Here is an 18,107-nt window from a genome sequence, read left to right as displayed (position 1 = left end):
CACGCGCGCCGCCGGCACTGCGCGGCCGGGCTTCGTCGCATGCCGCGCGTCAATATGATGTTTGCCGTCGGGTACGGGCGGGCGCCGCGCATCGCAGCCGGCCGGAGCGTGTCGACCGCGCGGCTTTCAGCGCCGCAAGACCGGCCGAGTATACCGGGCCGGCGCGGCCACGCGCGCCGCGCCGCCCTTCTTCGCCGGGCCGTCGAATGACACTCGCGAAGTTCTTCCTGCGCTACACGGTCATCCCGTTCGCCGCGATCGCGCTGGTGGCCGTGTGGACGTTCAACCGCGAATCGGCCGAGATCGATGCGCGCCAGTACGCGGCGCCGGTGGCCGCGTATCCGTCGTTCACGCCGGAGCTGAAGCACGAGGTGGCCGACGCGTTGCGCGGCGGCAGGCTTGCGAAGCCGCTCACTGCCCGATGCCCGTGAGCCCGATCAGCGCGCCGCCCGCGAGCAGCCACAGCGGATGGATGCGCGTGCGCCACGCCAGCACCGCGCACGCGGCCGTGATACCCCACTGGATCGCGGTGCGGTTCGATGCCTCGGAAATCAGCACCGCACTCGCCGCGACGAGCCCGGCCGTCACCGGCATCATCCCCTGCTGCACGTAGCGGCGCCACGGCCGGTCGCGAAAGCGCTCCCACGCATGCAGCGCGAGCACGGTGACGATCGACGACGGCCCGAACTTCGCGAGCGACGCGACGAGCAGCCCGGCCCAGCCGGCCACGTGCCAGCCGACCAGCGACACGATCATCATGTTCGGCCCCGGCGCCGCCTGGGCCAGCGCGAACAGCGCGGTGAACTCGTGCGCGCTCATCCAGTGATGCACGTCGACGACCTGCCGCTGCATCTCCGGCAGGATCGTGTTGCCGCCGCCGAACGCGAGCAGCGACAACTGGCTGAAGATCGTCGCGATGGCGATCAGCGTGTCGCTCATGGCCGGCCCTTCCGTTGCGAATCGGGCGAGTCGGACGTGCCGGGCGCGGCGGCCGGCGCCGGCCGCGGCGTGCCCGCGTCGCGGCGGCGCGACGCGAGCCAGATGCTGACGGGCGTCAGCACGAGCATCGTGGTCAGCAACGGTATGCGCAGCACCGCGATCGCGACGAACGCGACGACCGCAATCGCAGCGACCGTGCGCGGCGCCCGCAGCAGCGGCTTCGCGACCTTCACGGCCATCGCGACGAGCAGGCCGGCCGCCGCGGCGGCGAGCCCCGCGAACAGGTGCTGCACGCGCGGATCGCTCTGGGTCTTCGCGTACAGCACGCCGAGCGCGACGACGACGAGCGTCGGGCCCGCGATCAGCCCGAGAATGCCGGCGAACGCGCCGGCGACGCCGCGAAATCGCATGCCGACGGCGACCGACAGATTGATCACGTTGCCGCCCGGCAGGAACTGGCACAGGCCGAGCAGATCGGTGAATTCGTCGGCGGAGAGCCACTTGCGCTCGTCGACGATCGTGCGCCGCGCGAACGGCAGCGCGCCGCCGAACGACATCAGGCCGAGCGACAGGAAACCGGTGAACAGCTCGGCGAGGCCGACGCCGCGAGGGGACGCGGCAGGCGGCGGGGAGGCAGGCGGCGGAGAGGCAGACGGCAAAGCGGATTGCATGGGGCTCCTCATCAAACGGTGAATCGAGGTTACCGCCGTTCGGGATTCCGGCAAAACGATTTTATCGGCGCGCCCTTGTGATCTAGAATCACAAGCATGGCACGCGATCTCCCGCCCTTTTCCGCGCTTCGGGCCTTTGAAGCCGCGGCACGACATGAAAGCTTCAGCGCCGCCGGCGACGAGCTGCATGTGACTCACGGTGCCATCAGCCGGCAGATCGCCGGGTTCGAGGCGTGGCTCGGCAAGCCGGTGTTCCACCGCTACGGCAAGCGCGTGAAGCTCACCGACGAGGGCCGCCGCTACCTGGACACCGTGCGCGCGGCGTTCGACAGCATCGCGCACGCGACCGAGCAGTTGCGCCACACCGGCGCGGCACGCGTGCTGCGCATCAACGCGCTGCCGACCTTCGCGATGAAATGGCTGCTGCCGCGGCTGTCGCGGTTCCAGCGCGACGTGCCGAACGTCGAGCTGAAGCTGTCGACGTCGAATGCGCCGCTCGACACGCTGAACGGCTTCGACGTCGCGATCCGCCGTGGCCCCGGCCACTGGCCGAACTGCACGAGCGGCCACTTCCTCGACGAAAGCGTGATTCCGGTGTGCAGCCCGGCACTGCTCAAACGCACGCCGATCGGCCGCGCGGACGATCTCGCGCGGCACGTGCTGCTGCATTCGGATACGCGGCCGGAAGGCTGGCGCGACTGGTTCGCGGCGGCCGGCGTCGCGATGAAGGGGCGCAAGCGGCAGTCGTTCGACCACTTCTACCTGGCGCTGCAGGCGGCCGTCGACGGGCTCGGCGTCGCGCTCGGCCCGTTGCCGCTGATCGACGACGAACTCGCGAGCGGGCGCCTGGTGATGCCGCTCGATGGACCGCGCATCGCGACGCGCAGCTACTGGTGGATCACGCCGGGCGCGCCGGCCGACGATCCGCTCGTCGCGCAATTCTGCGCGTGGCTGCAGGGGCAGTCGAATACCGGCGCATGAACGCGCGCCGGCGGGCGGCCCTGCACCGCCCGCCGTCGGCTCACACCACCGGGCCCGGTTCCTTTTCCTTGCGCAGGATCGCGTACAGGATGATCGCGCCGAAGGTCGCGGTGCCGATCCCGCCGAGCCCGAAGCCACCGAACTTCAGCGAGAAGTCGCCGGCGCCGAGCACCAGCGTGACGGCCGCGACGATCAGGTTGCGGTTGTCGGAGAAGTCGACCTTGTTGACGACCCAGATCCGCGCGCCCGTCACCGCGATCAGCCCGAACACGACGATCGACACGCCGCCGAGCACGGGGCCGGGGATCGTCTGGATCACCGCGCCGAACTTCGGCGAAAAGCCGAGCCCGATCGCGATCAGCGCGGCGAGCGCGAACACCAGCGTCGAATAGATCCGCGTGACGGCCATCACGCCGATGTTCTCCGCATAGGTGGTCACGCCCGTGCCGCCGACGCTGCCCGACACGATCGTCGCGAGCCCGTCGCCGATGAACGCGCGGCCGACGTAGCGGTCGAGGTTGGTGCCCGTCATCGCGCTGACGGCCTTGATGTGACCGAGGTTCTCCGCGACCAGGATCACCGCGATCGGCGCGAGCATCAGCATCGCGTGCGGATCGAACACCGGCGCGCGGAAGCTCGGCACGCCGAACCACGCGGCCTGCGCGACGATCGCGAAATCGATCGGCTTGCCGAGGCCCATCCCGTTGGTCGCGATCGCGTAGATCGCGTAGGCGATCGCGAGCCCGACGAGGATCAGCAGGCGTTGCATCATCCCGCGCGCGAACACCGCGACGCCGCCGACGCACAGCACCGTGACGAGCGCCATCACCGATTCGAAGGTCGAGCCCGACACGCCCTTGACCGCGATCGGCGCGAGGTTCAGCCCGATCACCGCGACCACCGCGCCGGTCACGACAGGCGGCATCAGCGTCTCGATCCAGCGCGTGCCGATCGCCTGCACCAGCGCGCCGAGCGCGACGTACACGACGCCGCACGCGACGATCCCGCCGAGCGCGACCGGAATGTTCGGGTTCGGCCCGCTGCCGCCGTAGCCCGTCACCGCGATCACGAGGCCGATGAACGCGAAGCTCGAGCCGAGATAGCTCGGCACTCGGCCGCCCACCAATACGAAGAACAGCAGCGTGCCGATGCCCGACATGAAGATGCACAGGTTCGGGTCGAAGCCCATCAGCAGCGGCGCAAGCACGGTCGAGCCGAACATCGCGACGACGTGCTGCACGCCCATCGCGACCATCTGCGGCCACGCGAGGCGCTCGTCGGGGCCGACCACGCGCGAGGCCGCGCCGGTCGGTTGGACCCGCCAGCGCGGGAAGTAGGAATCGGACATGGGGAAAGCGCTCCTGTCGGTCGTCGGTCGCCGGCTGCCGGGGATGCGCCGGTCTGGAATCTGGCGCGAGTTTACGGAGCGGAAATGGGGCTGGCAAGCGGACCGGTACGCGGAGTCGGCAAGCGGTGCGGCCAGGTACGCAAGCGTCTGCCCACGTGAGAGAACCGGTGCGCGACCGCGCGGCCCGGCGAAGTGCCCGCCCGGGCGCGAGGCGCGCGGGGCAACGCGCGGCGGCCCGCGCCGGCGGCGAAGTAAGCGTGCGCTCACATCGCGGCCGGCGTGTCGTGGATCAGGGGTTGATGTACTGGAACAGCGACAGGTTCTGCAACTGCGCGTAGGCCTTCTGCGAGCCCGTCAGCGCGTTCTGCATCTGCAGGAACTGGCTGATCGTCGCGACCATGTTGGTGCTCGTCAGGTCGGCCAGGTTGCTGCTGACCTGCAGCGTGTTGGTCTGGTTCACGGCCTGCATCGCCTTGATTTCCTGCTCGCGGCCGCCCACCGACGCCTGCACGGTGAGGACGTTCGTCATCATGTTGTTCAGCTTCGTCGTGCCGGTGGTCATCGCGTTCGCGAGCGCGGTCGCGGCGGCCGTGTTGCTGCTGATCGGCACCTTCAGCGCGGCGATCATCGTGTCGAGCGCCGCGAACACGTCGGTGCCGGCCTGCGGCGCGGGCGTGACCGTGAACGTGTCGCCCGGCGCCGGCTTGCCCGACACGGGCACCGACAGGCCGTTGCCGAGCGCGATCCCGGCGCCGTCCGAATACGGCTGCGCGGGGGTCGTGGTCGGCGGCACGACGGTGTTGTCGGTCACCGTGTAAGTGGGCGCCGCGGCCGTGCCGCCGAACGCGATCGTGAACTGGTGCGCGTTGGACGCGGCCGATGGGCTCGTGATCGTCACGCCGCCGATCGTGCCCGTGCCCGTGTTGCCCGCGCCGGCGAGCGGCACCGGCTGGCTGCCGAGCATCGGCACCGACAGGAACACGCTCGCGCCGTTGTCGCCCTGCGCGATCGAACGCGTGTCGGCGATCTGCACCTGGCGCGAGCCGGTGTCGCCGCTGTAGGTCACGCCGCCGCCCGGCGCGTTCGAGAACGGCGCGGTGGCCGACTGGAAGCCCGCGAACAGGTAGTTGCCCGAGCCGTCGGTCGAATTCGCGAGCGTCAGCAACTGGTCGCGATAGCCCTGCAATTGGGTCGACAACGCGGAGCGGTCGCTGTCCGACAGCGAGCCGTCGCCGGCCTGGATCACGACCGTGTGAATGCTGTTGAGCAGGTTGTTGACGCTGATGAGCGTCTGGTCTTCCTTCTGCAGCGACGACAGCGCGGCGTTCTGGTTCGACGCGTACTGCGACAGCGTTGCCGACGTCATCGACAGCTGCACGGCCTGCGCCGCGCCGAGCGGGTTGTCGGCCGGCGTCGCGAGGCTCACGCCGCTCGAGATCTGCTGGTACAGCTGCGAGAGCTGCGCCTGCTGGTCGCTCATCTGGGCGACGTTCATCTGGTAGAACTGCGCAGTGGAAATCCGCATCGCTTGGAACCCCGAAATCAGTTGAACAGGCCGAGCACGGTCTGGAACAGCGTCGACGCGGTCTGGATCACCTTCGCGTTCGCCTGGTAGAGCTGCTGGTACTGCATCAGGTTGGCCGCTTCCTCGTTCTGGTTCACGCCCGACACCGACTGCTGCGCCTGCGTGATCTGGCCGACCAGCGCGGTCTGCGCGGCGCTCGACGACTTCAGCTGGCTCGCCGTGTTGCCGATGCCGTTCACGTAGTTCGCGTACGCGCCCGTCAGCGTGGTCGAGCCGTTGCCGAACGCCTTCGAGTTGACGAGCTTCGCCAGCGCGAGCGCGTTGCTGCCGTCGTTCGTGCCGCCCGTGTTCGGCACGACCTTGAACGTGTCGCCCACCGCCGGCGTGCCGGACACCGTGACCGTGACACCCGCCGTCAGCGTGATCGGCGAGCCGGACTGGTACGGCTGCGCGGCGCCGGTCGTCGGCGGCACGGCCGTGTTGTCGGTGACCGTGTAGGTCGGCGCGGCCGCGGTGCCGCCCATCGTGATCGTGTAGTTGTGCGGGTTGGCCGCGGCCGTCGCGCTCGTGACCGACAGCCCGCCGATCGTGCCGTTGCCGGTGTTGGTCGTCGTGGCCGACGGCACGTACGGCGCGGCCGCCGCGATCGCGGAGCCGTTCGACGTCGCGAGACCGAAGCCGTTCAGCGCGCCACGCGTCGGCTGCACGGTGAACTTGTCGCCGGCGCTCATCGAGCCGGACGAGAACGAGAAGTTCAGCCCGCCGATCGATGCCGGCATCGACGTCGACGTGCCGACCACCGTGCCGCTCGCGCGGTCGGTGAGCGTGTAGTTCGTGCCGTCGTACGCGAGCGTGTAGTCGCCGGTGGTCGGCTGCGCGGCGTTCGCGAACGACACGGACAGCGCCGCGTTGCCGGTATTGCCCTGGTTCGCGTACGTGATCGGCGCGCCGGTCGAAAACAGGTTGCCGCCCACCTTGCCCGACAGGTCGATGCCGAGCGCGTTCTGCGCGTTGACCTGCGCGGCGAAGCTGGTCGCGATCGCACCGAGCTGGGCCTCGGCCGGGTCGAGCGTCTGGCTGCGGAACGCGAGCAGGCCGCCGAGCGTGCCGCCCGACAGCGACGTGTCGGACAGGAACTGGTTCGGCCCCGGCGGGTTCGCGCCGGCGATGCCCTGCGACACGACGGTCAGCTCGCTCGGATCGGACGGCGACGTGACGGTCGCGAGCTGGTAGCTCTTGTCCGCGACGACGAGCGGCGTGCCGCCCGACATGAACACGCTGTAGCCGTCGCTGTTGCGCACCACCTGCACGCCCGCGAGATTCGACAGGTTCGACACCGCGAGATCGCGCTGGTCCATCAGCTGGTTCGGCGGCTGGCCCTGGCTGCTCGCCGCGGCGATCTGCTGGTTCAGTTGCGCGATCTGCGTGGTGTACGCGTTGATCTGCGTGACGGTGTTCGTGAGCTGCGTGTTCACGCTCTGGCGCAGCGCGTCGTACTGCTGGCCGGCGGCCGTGATCTGGTTCGCGAGCGTCTGCGCATTGCTCATCGCGGTCTGCCGCACCGACGAGTCGGACGCGCTGTTCGCGACGTTCTGCATCCCGGTGAAGTAGTTCGTGATCGCGGTCGAGATGCCGGCCGTCGGGCTGCCGATGTAGTTGTTCAACTGCGTGACGAGCGAATACCACGTCGACAGCGCGCCGCCCTGCGTCTGCGCGCCGTTCAGCTGGTCGCTCAGGTACTGGCTGTACTGCCGCTGCACGGTGACGGTGCTCACGCCCTGCGGCATGTAGCCGCTGCTGGTGTACTGCCCGCTTGCCTCGGCATAGACGGGGCGTTCGACCGAATAGCCCGGCGTCGCGGCGTTGCTGATGTTCTGGCCGGTCGTCGTGAGGCCCCAGAGCGCGGCATTCAGGCCGCTGACGCCGAGGTTCATGAGTGTGTTGGACATGCGCGATCCTGATGAGCCGGCCGCGCTGCGGCCGCCGGGTTGCGTGACTCCCGGTATAACGGCCGCGGATCGAAAAAATTGAGGAAAAAATGCACGCGCGCCGCACGGGCGTGCGGCGCCGCTCGAAGCGGCCGGTGGGCGCGCCGGCGCCGTTGCGCGGGCGGCCCGCGACGGGCCGCCCGCCGGGTGCGCGTCAGGCCCGCGCGAGCGAGCGGCGCTTCATTTCGAGCTGCGTGATCAGCCGCTGCAGCGTGTTCTCCGCGCTGCCCGGCAGCGACATGTAGCGAAAGCCGAGCTGGTAGCGTCGCGACCCGTTCGGCATCTGCGTCGAACGCTGCGACACCAGCTGCAGGTCGAGCGACAGCTTGCCGTGGCCGGTCAGCTCGAGCTCGACGTCCGGCAGCAGCGTGCCGACCTCGAGCGCCTCGACGCGCTCGTCGGCCGTGCGCAGCCCCACGCCGCCGAGCGACAGGTTGTGCACCTCGAACAGGAAGCTTTCGCCGTCCGGCAGCTTGCCGCGGCACAGGAACGGATCGACGATCGGCGCGTCGACGCGGAAATATTCGCGGCGCTGGATGCAGACCAGCACGTCGGGGAAATCGGCGACGAACGCGGGCAGCCCCTCGTAGCGCGTCTCGCGCGGCGTGCCCGTGGCGAATTCGACGCGCACGCCCTCCGGCGCGGCCGCGAACGTGCAGTGCGACGCGCCGAGGATGCCGGCGTTCTGCTCGGACAGCGCACCCCAGTCGAACGTGAACGTCCGCGCGCCGACGTCGACCTCGAGCAGACGCGTGACGAGCTGGCCGCCCGGGTACTGGACGGTCAGGAAATCGCCGCGATTCACGAGGTTGCGCAGTTGCACGCCGATTTCCAGCGGATTGCGGCGGGCATAGTCGGGCCCGGAGTGGCCTGCATCCAGGCTGGGGTCCGTCGACGTTTCGATATTCATGGCTAGCCGGTCTTTCTTGTCATGGGCGCCCGGGGCAACCGGTGCGCGATAAAACCGGGCCAGAACGGGGGCCCGGTCGCAGGTCTCTCACACTTAGCGGCAGTGCTGACCGAAAGTTTAGATCGAAACGGCGATTTATTTCGCGCAAACGTTGAAACCGCGCGCGGCGGGATGCCGGGCGCGGTCCGAAAGGGCGGGCGAAGCGGTGGCGGGCGGCCCGTCAGCCGATCTGCTGCATGATCGAGATCAGCTTCTTCGCGTAATTGGGGTCGGTTGCGTAGCCGGCCTTCTGCATGCCGTGCGCGAAGCCTTCGACGCTGCGGCTCGCGCTCAGCACGCCCGCGTAGCGCGGATTGTTCTTCAGCAGGTTCGCGTAATCGGTCATCGCGTGCTCGTACGAGTCGTACGCGCGGAACTTCGCGACCACGCGGCGCGGCGTGCCGTTCACGTATTCGGTGGTCAGCGCCGACACGGTGCGGCCGGTCCAGCCCTTGTTCGCCTTGATGCCGAACACGTTGTAGCTGGTCGAGCCGTCCGCCGCGCGGATCTCGCGCTTGCCCCAGCCCGATTCGAGCGCGGCCTGGCCGACGATGAAACGCGCCGGGATGCCGGTCGTCGCGCTGGCCGCCTGCGCGGGGGCCGCGAGCCGGTCGACGAACGCGTCCGCGTCCTGCACGCCGCTCGCGCCCTTCAGCGGCGGCGTCAGCGCGCTGCCGGCCGAATAGCCGCGCGCGCCGGCGAGCCCGCCGTTGTTCGCCGCGTTCGCATACGCCTTGGCCATCGCGTTCATCGCGGCGAGGCTGCCTTCGTTGCCGGCCGCGCCGAGGCCGCCGGCGCCCATACCGCCCAGCCCGCCCGCGCCGACGTCGGCCGCCGTGTCGCCGCCGGCGCCTGCATTGCGCAGCAACTGCTTCATCAGCGCGTCGGCGACGCCGATCCCGCGCGTCGACATCTGTTGCGCGAGCTGCTGGTCGAGCATCGACGTGTACATCTTCGACGTATGCGAATCGAACAGCCCGCCGTCGGGCGACGCGTCGCGCATGCTCTTGAGCATCATCTGCGTGAACATCGCGTCGAACTGGCCGGCCACCGCCTTCGCGCCGGCCTGCGGCGACTGCTTCGCCTGCGCGCGCAGCGCATCGAAACCCTGCACGTCGAGCGCGAAGCGCTGCGTGAGGTCGTTTGCGTTGGGGAGCGTGGCTGCCATTTAGATGATCTCCAGGTCGGCGCGCAGCGCGCCGGCCGCCTTCATCGCCTGCAGGATCGACATCAGATCCGCGGGCGTCGCGCCGAGCGTGTTCAGCGCCTTCACGACGTCGGCGAGATTCGCGCCGGCCGTCACCATCTTCAGCGCGCCGTTGTCCTGCTTGAGCTGGATCTGCGACTGCTGCGCCACCACCGTCTGCCCGTTCGAGAACGGCCCCGGCTGCGACACCACCGGCTGCGTGTTGACGACCACCGACAGGTTGCCGTGCGCGACCGCGCAGCTTTGCAGCGTGACCATCTGGTTCATCACGATCGAGCCGGTGCGCGCGTTCAGGATCACCTTCGCGGCGGCCTTGTCCGGGCTCACGTCGAGGTTCTGCAGCCGCGCCATGAACGCGACCTGCTGCGCGGAGTCGGCCGGCGCCGCGAGCTGGATCGTGCGGCCGTCGAGCGCCGTCGCGGTGCCCGGGCCGAAGCTCGAATTGACCGCGGACACGATCCGCTGCGCGGTGCCGTAATCCATGTCGTTCAGTTGCAGTTGCAGCATGCCGTTCATCTGCGCGACCGCGTTCGGCACCGCGCGCTCGACGATCGCGCCGCCGACGATCCGGCCGGCCGCGAGCTGGTTCACCTGCACGCGGCTGCCGTTCGCGCTGGCCCCCGCGCCGCCGACCGCCATGTTGCCCTGCGCAAGCGCGTACACCTGCCCGTCCGCGCCCTTCAGCGGCGTGAGCAGCAGCGTGCCGCCGCGCAGGCTCTTCGCGTTGCCGAGCGACGACACGGTCACGTCGAGCGCCTCGCCCGGCCGCGCGAACGGCGGCAGCGTGGCCGTCACCATCACGGCCGCGACGTTCTTCAACTGCATGTTGTTCAGCGACGACGGGCCGCCGTTGGCCGAACCGTTGTTGATCGAGATGCCGAGGTTCGCGAGCATGTTCGCGAGCGTCTGCGTCGTAAACGGCGTCTGCATCGTCTGGTCGCCCGTGCCGTCGAGGCCGACGACGAGACCATAGCCGATCAGCGGGTTGTCGCGCACGCCCTGGATCTGCGCGAGATCCTTCAGGCGCTCCGCGTGCGCGGGCGCGGCGCCGAGCACGCACGCGGCCACGGCCGCGAACGCGACGGCGAGCCGCGCGGCCGTCTGCGCGCGGGCCGACAGGCGGCCGAACAGGGTCGTCTGCATCGTCGTCACCACGGCGCGATGTTGAGGAAGAAGCGCTGCAGCCAGCCCATCGTCTCGGCTTCGTTGATGTAGCCCTTCGACGAGTATTCGATCTTCGCGTCGGCGACCTGCGTCGAATAGACCGAGTTCGCGCCCGAGATCGTGTTCGGGTTGACGACCCCCGAGAAGCGCACGAATTCGTTGCCCTGGTTGATCAGCATCTGCTTCTCGCCGCTCACCACGAGGTTGCCGTTCGGCAGCACGTTGGTGACGGTCACCGTGATCGTGCCGTTGAACGTGTTCGCCGCGCTCGCGCCGCCGGTGGCCGCGAACTTGTTCGCGCCGGTGGCCGACAGGTTCGCCTTCGCGAACAGCCCGCCGAGGAAGCCGGCCGTCGGCACGTTGAAGTCGGTGTTGCCCTGCCGGTTCGTGTTCGCGCCCGACGACTTGGTCGCGTTGATGTTCTCCGCGATCATGATCGTCAGGATGTCGCCGACGTTGCGCGGCCGCTGATCCTCGAACAGCGGCCGCCCCGCGAAGCCAGGGTTGTAGATCGAGCCGGGCGCCTGCATCGACATCGGCATCGGCGGCTGCGCCGTCATCGGCTGCTGGATGATCGGATCGCGCGGGATCTGCGCGCAACCGGCGAGCGCCGCCACCGCGACCGCGCAGGCGGCGCGGACGGTGGCTGACGAGGGGAGGCGAACCTGCTTCATGGCGACGACGGGACGTTCCGGTTAGCTCTTCATCTGCGTGACGGTCTGCAGCATCTGGTCGGACGTCGTCACGGCCTTGCTGTTGATCTCGTACGCACGCTGGGTCTGGATCATGTTGACGAGTTCCTGCACGACGTTCACGTTCGACGCCTCGACGTAGCCCTGGTTGAGCACGCCCGCGCCGTTCAGCCCCGGCTGCGACACGTTCGGCGCGCCCGACGACGTCGTTTCCGCGAACAGGTTCTCGCCCTTCGCCTCGAGGCCGGCCGGGTTGATGAAGGTCGCGATCTGCAGCGAGCCGATCTGGACCGCGTTGTTCGAGCCCGGCTGCGTGACCGACACGACGCCGTCCTTGCCGATCGTCAGCGACTGCGCGTTCTGCGGCACGGTGATCGCCGGCAGCACCTGATAGCCGCTCGACGTGACGAGCTGGCCCTGCGCGTTGGTCTGGAACGACCCGTCGCGCGTGTACGCGTTGGTGCCGTCCGGCATCAGCACCTGGAAGAAGCCCGCGCCGTTGATCGCGACGTCCTTCGAGTTGCCGGTCTGCGTGAGGCCGCCTTGCGTGTACAGGCGCTCGGTCGCGACCTGCTGCACGCCGGTGCCGAGCTGCAGGCCCGACGGCAGCTCGGTCTGCTGCGTCGAATTCGCGCCGGGCTGGCGGATGGTCTGGTACAGCAGATCCTCGAACACCGCGCGCGACGCCTTGAAGCCGTTCGTGCTGGTGTTCGCGAGGTTGTTCGAAATCACGTCCATCTGCGCCTGCTGCGCATTCATGCCGGTGGCGGCGATGTAGAGCGAACGGTTCATGTTGAATCTTCTCCTGGTAGCTACGGCCTGGCCGCTCAGCTGAAGTTGAGCAGCTGGTTCGCCGTCTGCTCGTTCTGGTCGGCGGTCTGGATCAGCTTCGACTGAAGCTGGAACGCGCGCGCGTTGTCGATCATCGCGACCATCGCAGTCACCGGGTTCACGTTGCTGCCTTCGAGCGAATTCGGCGTGACGACCACGTTCGGGTCGACGTCGGCCGGATTGCCGTCGGCGGTGCGGAACAGCCCGTCGTTGCCGCGCGTGAGCGTGGCCGGATCGGGGTTCACGAGCTTCAACTGGTCGACGATCGCGACCGCCGTCGGCGGGTCGCCCGGCATCAGCGCGGACACCGTGCCGTCCTTGCCGATCGTCACTTCCGCGTTGGGCGGCACCGAGATCGGGCCGCCGTTGCCGACCACCGGCAGGTTGCTCGCGTTGACGAGCTGGCCGTTTTCGTCGACGTGCAGGTTGCCGGCGCGCGTGTACGCCTCGCTGCCGTCGGCCGTCTGCACCGACAGCCAGCCGGGACCCTGCACGGCGACGTCGAGCGGATTGCCGGTGCGCGTGATCGGACCCGGCGCGTAATCGGCGCCGGGCGTGGACGACAGCACGTAGGTGCGCGTCGTCGCCGGGTCGACGTTGCTGCCGTCGCCGAAATTCATCGGCACCGCGCGATACGTCGCGAGCTGCGCGCGAAAACCCGTCGTCGACGCGTTCGCGAGGTTGTTCGCGACGATCGCCTGCTGGTCGAGCGACTGCGACGCGCCCGTCATCGCCGTATAGATCAGTCGGTCCATGGCTGCCGGTTATCCGCGCTTACAGGTTGATGAGCGTCTGGTCGACGGTCTGCTGCGTCTTGATCGTCTGCGCGTTCGCCTGGTAGTTGCGCTGCGCGGTGATCAGGTTGACGAGCTGCGACGTGAGGTCGACGTTCGAGTTCTCGAGCGCGCTGCCCTGCAGCGTGCCGTGGTTCGTGCTGCCCGGCGCCGAGATCTGCGGCACGCCCGACGCGGCGGATTCCGCGTACTGGTTGCCGCCGAGGTTCACCAGCCCGTTCGGGTTGTTGAAGTTCGCGAGCGCGATCTGGCCGAGCACGGCGGTCTGGCCGTTCGAATAGTTGCCGGTCAGCTTGCCGTCGGCGCCGATCGAGTAAGTCGTCAGCGTGCCGCTCGCGTAGCCGTCCTGCGCGAGGTTGTTCACGCCGTCCTTGCCGCCGTACTGCGTCGTGCCGGTCAGGTCGAGCGTGAGCTGTTGCGGCGTCGCCGAGCCGTCGGTGTTCGGCACGGTGAACTGGAACTGGCCGAGCGATGCGGTCGGCGTGGCCGGCGTGCCGGTCGTCGTGCTCGAGATCGCCCCGGCCGAATTGAACGTGATCGTGCCGAGATCGGTCGTCGCGCCGCCCTGCACGCCCGCGTACGCTTCCCACGTGCCGGCCGCCGACTTCACGAAATACATGTTGACCGCCTGCGAACCGCCGAGCGAGTCGTACACCTGGATCGCAGTCGAGTAGTTGTACGTCGTGTGGTCGTTCGGGTCGAACGGCGTCTTGGTCGGCACCGTGTCCTGCGAGTTCAGGTTGAACTGGCCGGTGATCTTGGTCGTCGCGGTCGGCGCGATGTTGGTGGTCGGCGCCTGCAGCGGCACGGTCTGCGCGGTGTTGATCACGCCGTTCTTGTCGGCCATGTACCCCATCAGGTTCATGCCCTGCGCGTTGACGATGTAGCCGTTCTTGTCGCGCTGGAACGTGCCGTCGCGCGAGTACGTCGTCACGCCGTTGTTCGACATCTGGAAGAAGCCGTTGCCGTTGATCGCGACGTCGAGCGACGAATTCGTCGTATTGATCGTGCCCTGGCCGAACTGCTGCTGCACCGAGTTCAGCGACGTGCCGATGCCGATCTGCGTGTTGACCGACGTCGCGACCGAGTTCGCGTACATGTCGGCGAACTGCGCGGTGCTCGACTTGAAGCCGACCGTGTTCGCGTTCGCGATGTTGTTGCCGATCACGTCGAGTGCGTTCGATGCGCCGGCGAGGCCGCTCAGACCCTGTTGATAACCCATTTCGGTCTCCGTTACGAGAAAGCTCGATCAGTTGGTGGTGGTGTCGCCGGACGAGGACGACTTCGTGTTCGGGAAGATCGACGCAACCTGGGTGAGCCCCACCGTCGTGCCGTTCGACAGCACCAGCCCCGCGGTGCCGTCCGCCTGCTTGATCACGCTCTGGACCTGCGACGCGGCCAGCACGGTCGGCGCGTAGGTCTTGCCGTCGGTGCCGGTGTACTGCGCGCTGACCGTGTAGTTGCCGTCCGGCAGCGCGTTGCCGGCCGCGTCGGTCGGCGTCCAGTTGAACGGCACGGTGCCGGCCGACTGCGCGCCCGCGTTGATCGTGTTCACGACGACGCCCGCCGAGTTCTTCACGGTGATCGTCAGGTTCGACACGTTGCTCGTGAGCGACACGCCGAACGGCGACGCCGCGCCGCTCTTCACCGCGACGCCGTTGCCCGGCGCGAGCACGTTCGTGCCGATCAGCAGCGCGGCCTGCGTCTGCTGGCCGGCCGCGAGCTGCGTCGACAGCGACGTGAGCGACGTGTTCAGTTGCGCGATGCCGCTCACCGTGTTGATCTGCGCGAGCTGCGACGTCATCTGCGAGCTGTCCACCGGGCTCGTCGGATCCTGGTTCTGCAGCTGCGTGACGAGCAGCTTCAGGAACGTCGCCTGCAGGTCGCTCGCCGACGTGCCGTTGGTCGACGACACGTTGTTGGTGTTCATCGTGTCGGTCGGCAGCGTCGACACGCTGGTGCCGTTGCTGCCGATCGTCGTGTTGGAGGAAGTCATCCTGGGTGGCCTTGTGTCGGAACTGTCGGTCCGGGTCTCGGTAGGGAAAGGTCGGGCGGCGCGCGGCTTACGAGCCGATCGTCAGCGTCTTGAGCATCAGCGTCTTCGCGGTGTTCAGCGTCTCGACGTTGGCCTGGTACGAGCGCGACGCCGAGATCATGTTCACCATCTCCTGCACCGGATCGACGTTCGGCATCTGCACGTAGCCGTTCGCGTCGGCGGCCGGGTTCGCCGGGTCGTACGTCGATTTCATCGGCGACGGGTCGTCCATCACCTTGGTCACGCGCACGCCGCCCACGCCCTGGCCCGACGCGGTGCGCGCGCCGCCGAGCGGATCGGTCGCGAACACGACCTGCTTGGCCTTGTACGGCTTGCCGTCGGGGCCGGTCGCGCTGTCGGCGTTCGCGAGATTCGACGCGGTGACGTTCAGGCGCTGCGATTGCGCGGACAGCGCCGAACCGGCGACGCCGAAGATGTTCATCAACGAAGGCATGGAGGCTCCTTGTGCCGGGGTCCGGATTCGGACACGGCGCTTACGAGTTCGTCGTGATCGCGGCGATCATCGCCTTGATCTGCTGGGTCATCACGGTCATCCCGGTTTCGTAGTGCAGCGCGTTGTTCGCGAACTGCACGCGCTCGACGTCGAGATCGACCGTGTTGCCGTCGAGCGACGGCTGCAACGGCATCCGGTATTGCGCGCGGCCGTAGTCGTCCGACGGGCCGCCGGTCGGGATCAGCTTCGCGGTGCCGGCCATGTGGCCCGGCGCCGTCGACACCATCGACATGCCGCTCGTCACGCCGGCCGGCTGCGCCATCGGCAGTTGCGCGGCATTGCTCGGCGCCAGGCCGCCGCTCGCCTGCTTCAGCGAGCGCGCGAGCGTCGACGCGAAATCGACGTCGCGGGCCTGGTAGCCGGGCGTGTCGGCGTTCGCGATGTTCGACGACAGCAGTTCCTGCCGGTAGGCGCGCACGTCGAGCGCCTGTCGGCCGAACGCGAATTCCGCATCGAGTTTGTCCAGCATGTGTGCGTCTCTCCGTATGAAGCGCTGCACGCCCCCCGCGCCGGATGGCGACCCGAGTGGCTTTTTTCCATGACAGCGATGGTAGGCGCGGGACGCAACCGGCAATCGGACGAATAACGCGGCAAAGCCCCCCTCTATTCATCGTTTGCGCGACGGCTCGCCTCCCTAGAATGCGAATCGGATCAACGGCTTCGAGGACACGGCAATGGCACGCAGCGCATTTCGCGAATACGCCGGACGCGGCGCGCGCCTGCGCCGTGCGTTCGCGCTCGCCGCGGCGCTGTGGGCCGCGGTGCCGGCCGCGCACGCGGACGACGGGATGATCGTGATTCCCGGCCGCGGCGAGACGGCCGAAACCGCGCTCGCGCACGCCAATGCGGCGAGCGGCGGGCAGTTCGGCGGGAAAGCGGGTACGGGCGCGGAGGCGGCCATGGGTGGTGCGGCGGGTGTCGCGGCGGGCGGTGCCGGCGGCATGGCCGGCACGGCTGGTGCGGCCGCTGGCGGCGCTTCCGGCATGCCCGGCGCCGTCGGCATGACCGCCAACGGCTACACGGCGCAGCCGGCCGGATCGATGGCGGTGACGAGCGTTCCGGCACCTGCGCCGGCACCGGCGCCAGCACCACGCCCCGTCTACGCAGCAGCCCGCGCGACTGCCGCAAACGCCGCTTACGGCGCGCCGCGCGCCGTCGATCCCGGCGGTGTCGCGACCGTCGTTGCCGGCACCGATACCGCCGAATCCGCGTCGAATCCCCGGCAGGCGCTTGCCGCCCGCATCGCCGCGGCGCGCGCCGCTTCATCCGCGCCGGCCCCGCGTGCACCGGCGGCGGCCGAGCCCACGGCACCGCCGACGTCGCCCGGCCGGCAAGACCCCGAAACGATCCGGCGCGCGGCGCTCGCGTTCCTGCAGCAGCAGATCGCCGGCCTGCCCGGCAAGACCACCGCGACCGTCACGACCGCCTTTCCGCGCGGGCTCGCCGCGTGCACGACGCTCGAACCGTTCCTGCCGACCGGCGCGCGCCTGTGGGGCCGCACGACGGTCGGCGTGCGCTGCGCGGGCGAGCGGCCGTGGACCGTCTACCTGCAGGCGAAGGTCGCCGTGCAGGCCACCTATTACGTCGCCGCGCGCCAGATCGCGCCCGGCGAGCCGCTGTCCGCGGCCGACCTCGTCGCGCGCGACGGCGACCTGACGGTGCTGCCGCTCGCGGTGATCACCGATCCGGCGCAGGCGATCGGCGCGACCGCCCTCGCGCGCATCTCGGCCGGCCTGCCGCTGCGGCAGGACATGCTGAAGAGCGCCGCGTCGGTGTCGGCCGGCCAGACGGTGCGGGTCGTCGCGGCCGGCCCCGGCTTCACGATTTCGGCGGAGGGCAGCGCGCTCGCGAATGCGGCGCCGGGCCAGTCGGTGCGGGTGCGGATGGCGGCCGGGCAGATCGTCACGGCAATCGTCAAGGACGCCGGCACCGTCGAAATTCCGCTGTAGGGACGGATCTGCCGCAAGAATGTAAAGAATTGTTTATTCGGAGCATTTCGGGCGCGCGATGCTAAAGTTCGGGCCGACCCGGCCGTTATCTGGGTCAAACCGTACAGGAAACCCATCGTGAAGATCGATTCCACTCCGAAACCGAGCCCCCTCGCGCCGACCGGCACCGGCGCGGCCCGTGCGCAGTCCGGCACGGCCCAGTCGTCCGGGCAGGCAGCCGACGCTGGATCGACCGGCGGCGACACGACCGTGAACCTGTCGGGTCTGTCGGGCCAGCTGCGTTCGGTATCCGCGTCGGGCGACGCCGATATCGACACGGGCCTGGTCCAGTCGATCAAGGACGCGCTGAACAACGGCACGCTGACGATCGACGCGAACAAGATTGCCGACGGCGTATTGAACACCGCCCGCGAACTGCTGCAGCAGCAGCGCCCGCAGGGCAGCTAATCCCGGCCTCGTGGCCGGTTCACCCGGTTTGCCGGCGCGCGCAGCACTGCACGCACCGGCGCGACGAGCATGA

The 18,107-nt window shown here is 69.1% G+C and carries 18 protein-coding genes and 1 pseudogene; 4 read left to right on the top strand and 15 right to left on the bottom strand.

Annotated elements, in window-relative coordinates; translation table 11 throughout:
* Window positions 1-206: 206 nt before the first annotated feature.
* Window positions 207-407 (top strand): annotated as a pseudogene (locus WS95_RS17040) (hypothetical protein); the annotation flags it as partial.
* Between the two features lie 4 nt (window positions 408-411).
* Here the strand turns inward: WS95_RS17040 and WS95_RS17035 are convergent.
* Together WS95_RS17035 and WS95_RS17030 are read right to left on the bottom strand one after the other, a co-directional pair.
* Window positions 412-939 (bottom strand): chromate transporter, encoded by a 528-nt coding sequence (locus WS95_RS17035; RefSeq protein WP_006477572.1) that lies wholly within the window; start codon window positions 937-939, stop codon window positions 412-414.
* A complete protein-coding gene (locus WS95_RS17030; RefSeq protein ID WP_059780806.1) occupies window positions 936-1,610 on the bottom strand; it encodes a chromate transporter in 675 nt (224 codons plus the stop codon). Before WS95_RS17030 ends, WS95_RS17035 begins: the two co-directional genes overlap by 4 nt.
* A 96-nt stretch (window positions 1,611-1,706) precedes the next feature.
* Between WS95_RS17030 and WS95_RS17025 the strand changes: the two genes are divergently transcribed.
* Window positions 1,707-2,591, top strand: a complete 885-nt coding sequence (locus WS95_RS17025) for a transcriptional regulator GcvA (RefSeq protein ID WP_059824757.1) — start codon at window positions 1,707-1,709, stop codon at window positions 2,589-2,591.
* 40 nt (window positions 2,592-2,631) lie between these two features.
* On the opposite strand, the gene WS95_RS17020 is transcribed toward WS95_RS17025, so the two are convergent.
* The 13 genes from WS95_RS17020 to flgB form a co-directional block, all read right to left on the bottom strand.
* On the bottom strand, window positions 2,632-3,939 hold the full coding sequence (locus WS95_RS17020; protein ID WP_059780804.1) for a solute carrier family 23 protein: 1,308 nt from the start codon (window positions 3,937-3,939) through the stop codon (window positions 2,632-2,634).
* Window positions 3,940-4,228: 289 nt separating this feature from the next.
* The gene (flgL, locus tag WS95_RS17015) at window positions 4,229-5,464 is read right to left on the bottom strand and encodes a flagellar hook-associated protein FlgL (RefSeq protein WP_034208596.1); all 1,236 of its coding nucleotides are present in this window, start codon (window positions 5,462-5,464) and stop codon (window positions 4,229-4,231) included.
* A 17-nt stretch (window positions 5,465-5,481) separates the two neighbouring features.
* A complete protein-coding gene (gene flgK, locus WS95_RS17010) occupies window positions 5,482-7,413 on the bottom strand; it encodes a flagellar hook-associated protein FlgK (RefSeq protein WP_059824756.1) in 1,932 nt (643 codons plus the stop codon).
* Window positions 7,414-7,606: 193 nt separating this feature from the next.
* Window positions 7,607-8,362 carry a flagellar brake protein gene (locus tag WS95_RS17005; RefSeq protein WP_034208598.1) on the bottom strand — a complete coding sequence of 252 codons (756 nt, stop codon included), beginning with the start codon at window positions 8,360-8,362 and terminating at the stop codon, window positions 7,607-7,609.
* Between the two features lie 220 nt (window positions 8,363-8,582).
* Window positions 8,583-9,569 (bottom strand): flagellar assembly peptidoglycan hydrolase FlgJ, encoded by a 987-nt coding sequence (gene flgJ, locus WS95_RS17000; RefSeq protein ID WP_034208599.1) that lies wholly within the window; start codon window positions 9,567-9,569, stop codon window positions 8,583-8,585.
* Entirely contained in the window at window positions 9,570-10,751 is a 1,182-nt protein-coding gene (locus WS95_RS16995) for a flagellar basal body P-ring protein FlgI (protein WP_059824777.1), read from the bottom strand.
* A gap of 5 nt (window positions 10,752-10,756) precedes the next feature.
* Window positions 10,757-11,446 (bottom strand): flagellar basal body L-ring protein FlgH, encoded by a 690-nt coding sequence (gene flgH, locus WS95_RS16990; RefSeq protein WP_059824754.1) that lies wholly within the window; start codon window positions 11,444-11,446, stop codon window positions 10,757-10,759.
* A gap of 21 nt (window positions 11,447-11,467) precedes the next feature.
* Complete coding sequence (flgG, locus tag WS95_RS16985; protein ID WP_034208601.1) at window positions 11,468-12,256, bottom strand: flagellar basal-body rod protein FlgG; 789 nt, start codon at window positions 12,254-12,256, stop codon at window positions 11,468-11,470.
* Between the two features lie 35 nt (window positions 12,257-12,291).
* Window positions 12,292-13,050 (bottom strand): flagellar basal-body rod protein FlgF, encoded by a 759-nt coding sequence (gene flgF, locus WS95_RS16980; protein WP_034208602.1) that lies wholly within the window; start codon window positions 13,048-13,050, stop codon window positions 12,292-12,294.
* A gap of 19 nt (window positions 13,051-13,069) precedes the next feature.
* Complete coding sequence (gene flgE / locus WS95_RS16975; protein WP_059824753.1) at window positions 13,070-14,311, bottom strand: flagellar hook protein FlgE; 1,242 nt, start codon at window positions 14,309-14,311, stop codon at window positions 13,070-13,072.
* 27 nt (window positions 14,312-14,338) lie between these two features.
* Entirely contained in the window at window positions 14,339-15,085 is a 747-nt protein-coding gene (locus WS95_RS16970) for a flagellar hook assembly protein FlgD (protein ID WP_034208604.1), read from the bottom strand.
* A gap of 67 nt (window positions 15,086-15,152) precedes the next feature.
* Window positions 15,153-15,578: a flagellar basal body rod protein FlgC gene (gene flgC / locus WS95_RS16965; protein ID WP_006477560.1), complete on the bottom strand. Its 426-nt coding sequence runs from the start codon at window positions 15,576-15,578 to the stop codon at window positions 15,153-15,155.
* Window positions 15,579-15,618: 40 nt separating this feature from the next.
* Window positions 15,619-16,107 carry a flagellar basal body rod protein FlgB gene (gene flgB / locus WS95_RS16960; protein ID WP_034208605.1) on the bottom strand — a complete coding sequence of 163 codons (489 nt, stop codon included), beginning with the start codon at window positions 16,105-16,107 and terminating at the stop codon, window positions 15,619-15,621.
* A 205-nt stretch (window positions 16,108-16,312) separates the two neighbouring features.
* Between flgB and flgA the strand changes: the two genes are divergently transcribed.
* Window positions 16,313-17,587 carry a flagellar basal body P-ring formation chaperone FlgA gene (gene flgA / locus WS95_RS16955; protein WP_059824751.1) on the top strand — a complete coding sequence of 425 codons (1,275 nt, stop codon included), beginning with the start codon at window positions 16,313-16,315 and terminating at the stop codon, window positions 17,585-17,587.
* 117 nt (window positions 17,588-17,704) lie between these two features.
* Entirely contained in the window at window positions 17,705-18,034 is a 330-nt protein-coding gene (gene flgM, locus WS95_RS16950; RefSeq protein ID WP_027785676.1) for a flagellar biosynthesis anti-sigma factor FlgM, read from the top strand.
* Window positions 18,035-18,107: the final 73 nt, after the last annotated feature.

Source organism: Burkholderia sp. MSMB1826 (genome assembly GCF_001526325.1).
Lineage (GTDB): Bacteria > Pseudomonadota > Gammaproteobacteria > Burkholderiales > Burkholderiaceae > Burkholderia.
The sequence above is the reverse complement of the archived record's forward strand: the minus strand, read 5'-3'. Positions and strand labels throughout refer to the sequence as shown.